Here is a 3,152-nt window from a genome sequence, read left to right as displayed (position 1 = left end):
AATGCCCGGATATCGATGACAGAACTGGGTAAGAGGATTGGGCTTTCCACGCCGGCAACCAATGAGCGGGTGAAAAAGCTTGAGGATAAAGAAGGACCGGAATTTTCTCCTAATATATCTTAATAAGCATATTATTAAAATGTTACATATATATATGTTATAATAGAGTTAAGTAACATTAAGGAGGAGAATCTTATGGAATATGTCGAGGCTTTAAAAGATCGCAAATTCATCCGCGACATTAAAGAATATTTAAAAAATTACTCCTTAAGAGATTACTTGTTTTTTGTAATGGGAATCAACATGGGGTTAAGACTTAGTGAACTTCTGCATGTTAAAGTCGAAGATGTGACACTGGATGGAAAAGTAAATGACTATTACCAATTGGAAAATGGGCATTTTATTTATATGAATAAACATGTCAAACAAGCGATAGCGGACTATCTTGACAAAAGAACCCTTGAGCCAGAGGATTACCTTTTCAAATCCCAAAAGTGCAGTTCACCGATTACAAGGCAACAAGCATACCGCATCATTAATAAAGCAGCGAAAGAAGTAGGTGTGCCTGGTAAAGTGGGTACTCATACTTTGCGCAAAACCTTCGGCTACCATGCCTATAGAAGCGGTGTTGCAGTTGCTCTTCTCCAAAAACATTTTAACCACACTTCACCTTCGGAAACACTCCGTTATCTTGGAATAGACAAGCATGAAAAATTATCTGTAAGAATCGATGTCAATTTATAAGGGGGGATAAGATGATACAAGGTGCATTCAATGTTGATTATTTTATTTTACTTACCGCATTTCTTCTGATTGTTGGAGTCATAACAACAAAATTCTCATCAAAACTAGGTGTTCCAGCCCTTGTATTGTTCATAATTGTTGGTATGATGGCAGGCAGTGATGGACTTGGTTTCATCTACTTTGATAATGTAAAGTATGCTCAATTAATCGGTATTTTTGCTCTCGTGATTATCTTATTTGAAGGCGGTTTGCAAACAAAATGGGGAACAGTTCGCAAGGTTGTCAAACCTTCTTTATCATTGGCTACTCTTGGGGTAATCCTGACTTCTGCACTGGTTGCAGTATCTGCCAAACTTATTCTCGATGTGTCTTGGTTAGAAGCATTCCTGTTTGGAGCCATCGTTGGATCAACAGATGCAGCAGCAGTTTTTGCCGTATTAAAAGGACAGAACATTAAAGCACGGATGGGGGCAACTCTTGAAGCAGAATCCGGTACGAATGATCCTATGGCAGTGTTTTTGACATTATCTTTTATTGAATTGCTAACTGCCTCCAATCCCAGTTACATAGGGTTTATCGGAAGTTTCTTCTGGCAGATGGGAATTGGTTTGCTGTTGGGATTAGGTCTTGGTAAGCTGGCTTCCTATTCCATTAATAAGATAAACCTCGACTCCTCTGGTCTATATCCTGTCTTTGCCATGGCATTCGCCCTTTTAACTTACAGTATCGCAGCACTGATGGGTGCAAGCGGACTATTAGCGGTGTATGTGGCAGCATTAATAATAGGGAACAATGAACTTACCTATAGACAGTCGATTTTCAGATTTAATGAAGGGTTTGCATGGATGATGCAGATTCTTATGTTTATCATATTGGGATTACTGGTCTTCCCAGGACAGTTGTTCCAGTGGGATATTATGCTTAAGGGATTGTTATTATCTGTAATTTTGATAGTTGTAGCTAGACCTATAGCCGTATTCCTCTCCACATTAGGCATGGATTTCAGTATCAAAGAAAAAGTGTTTCTTTCATGGGCGGGTCTACGAGGAGCTGTACCGATCGTTCTCGCTACATTTCCAATGATTGCCGGCATTCCTAATGCACAACTGTTCTTTAACGTTGTATTCTTCGTAGTCTTGACATCGACTCTTGTTCAAGGATCTACCATTACGATGCTTGCAAAAAAATTAGATCTCACTGGGCCAAAGAAGATAGCACCTATACATTCTTTAGAGTTAGTTTCCATTGGGAAAGCAAATGCAGAAATAATTGAGTTCCAAGTAGAAGAGGATCTGGATATGGTCGGAAAAACACTTGCTGAGTTGGAATTCCCTGATAAGACACTTATTAATGCCATCATTAGAGCAGGAATTCTTGTGACACCATCTGGTGATACTGTCATTAAGGATAAGGATTTCTTGTATATACTAACATCAAGAGAAAGTAAACTTGCTTTAGAAGAGTTCCTCAAAAAGAAAAAAGAGGCTGAGCCTATTATGGATGGGGAAGAAACTGAAGTAGAAGAAGATACCAATAATAAAGAAGAGATAAAAGAAACCGTTTAAAAAACTAGGATAGCCTTATGGTTATCCTAGTTTTTTGGTAGGATAGAACGACAAATTTTTTCGGTAATACATTTCAGAATGTAAGCAATCATTATATATAAAGGCACAGAGTAAAATTTACTCCAGTGAAATGGGATATAAAGACCGAGTTTTTGAGCAACCGGTTCTGCAATCAATGAGGCGCCAACAGCCAAAACAATATTTGCGTAAAGAAATCCCTTACCTTTTTGAAAATATTGATAGAGAAGCATATAAGTAATGGGGATGAGACAATAGTCAAATACATATGATTTAGGTAAAAAGGGACTGAGGTTGTACGTGTACCCCCAAAGTCCAAGTTCATACCCCAAGCCGTCCAGGTTGGATGCGACAATAATCCAAAGCAGTCCGTATATGGTGATTCTAGGGAGGTGTTTTGATTTTTTTAGCTTCCAAAATACTGTCCAGCATATTATGAATGTAGCTACCATGATCCACCACTGCCAGGAGAAAACGACATGTTCCACCCAAAAATTCACATGGGATTGAACCGAAGATTGATTTTTATTAAAAACTTCTATGTATTGTTCCTTAATGGACATAAAGAGCCTGCTCTCATTGTATTGGATATAAGTAGTTTTTCTATTTTATTAAAAATGATACCTCGTTTTGTTTCGAGTCACCCTTTCTATTTCTTTTTTGAAATATATAAAAAAGACTGTTTTCTGATACTTGTTACTAAACCCGTATAACCAACAAGTATGAAGAAAAGAGCCTTATTTAAGCCTTCCCGACTACTAATGAAGTGGGAGGTTTTTTCTACTTACTATTTATTGGCCACTAATTTGTGTGCCTTGCCATCCA

Annotated in this window: 3 protein-coding genes and 1 pseudogene; 3 read left to right on the top strand and 1 reads right to left on the bottom strand. The window is 37.9% G+C overall.

The window, feature by feature from the left end:
• The 3 genes and pseudogenes from M313_RS25415 to M313_RS0116985 form a co-directional block, all read left to right on the top strand.
• Positions 1-90 (top strand): annotated as a pseudogene (locus M313_RS25415) (winged helix-turn-helix transcriptional regulator); the annotation flags it as partial.
• 105 nt (positions 91-195) lie between these two features.
• The gene (locus M313_RS0116990) at positions 196-744 is read left to right on the top strand and encodes a tyrosine-type recombinase/integrase (RefSeq protein ID WP_010198068.1); all 549 of its coding nucleotides are present in this window, start codon (positions 196-198) and stop codon (positions 742-744) included.
• A gap of 11 nt (positions 745-755) precedes the next feature.
• Positions 756-2,309 carry a potassium/proton antiporter gene (locus M313_RS0116985; protein ID WP_010198066.1) on the top strand — a complete coding sequence of 518 codons (1,554 nt, stop codon included), beginning with the start codon at positions 756-758 and terminating at the stop codon, positions 2,307-2,309.
• 26 nt (positions 2,310-2,335) lie between these two features.
• Here the strand turns inward: M313_RS0116985 and M313_RS23925 are convergent, their stop codons facing one another.
• Positions 2,336-2,890, bottom strand: coding sequence for a CBO0543 family protein (locus M313_RS23925; RefSeq protein WP_010198064.1), 555 nt, complete (start codon positions 2,888-2,890; stop codon positions 2,336-2,338).
• Positions 2,891-3,152 lie beyond the last annotated feature (262 nt).

Origin of the sequence: Bacillus sp. m3-13 (assembly GCF_000175075.1) — a bacterium.
In the GTDB taxonomy this organism is placed as follows: Bacteria; Bacillota; Bacilli; order Bacillales; family Bacillaceae_I; genus Sutcliffiella_A; species Sutcliffiella_A horikoshii_C.
Note: the sequence above shows the minus strand (reverse complement) of the source record. Positions and strands in the feature narration are given on the sequence as shown.

Bases quoted from the DNA above. Each gene is read 5' to 3' on its own strand.
- M313_RS23925 (WP_010198064.1), bottom strand. From the start codon at position 2,890: ATGTCCATTAAGGAACAATACATAGAAGTTTTTAATAAAAATCAATCT.
- M313_RS0116990 (WP_010198068.1), top strand. From the start codon at position 196: ATGGAATATGTCGAGGCTTTAAAAGATCGCAAATTCATCCGCGACATT.
- M313_RS0116985 (WP_010198066.1), top strand. From the start codon at position 756: ATGATACAAGGTGCATTCAATGTTGATTATTTTATTTTACTTACCGCA.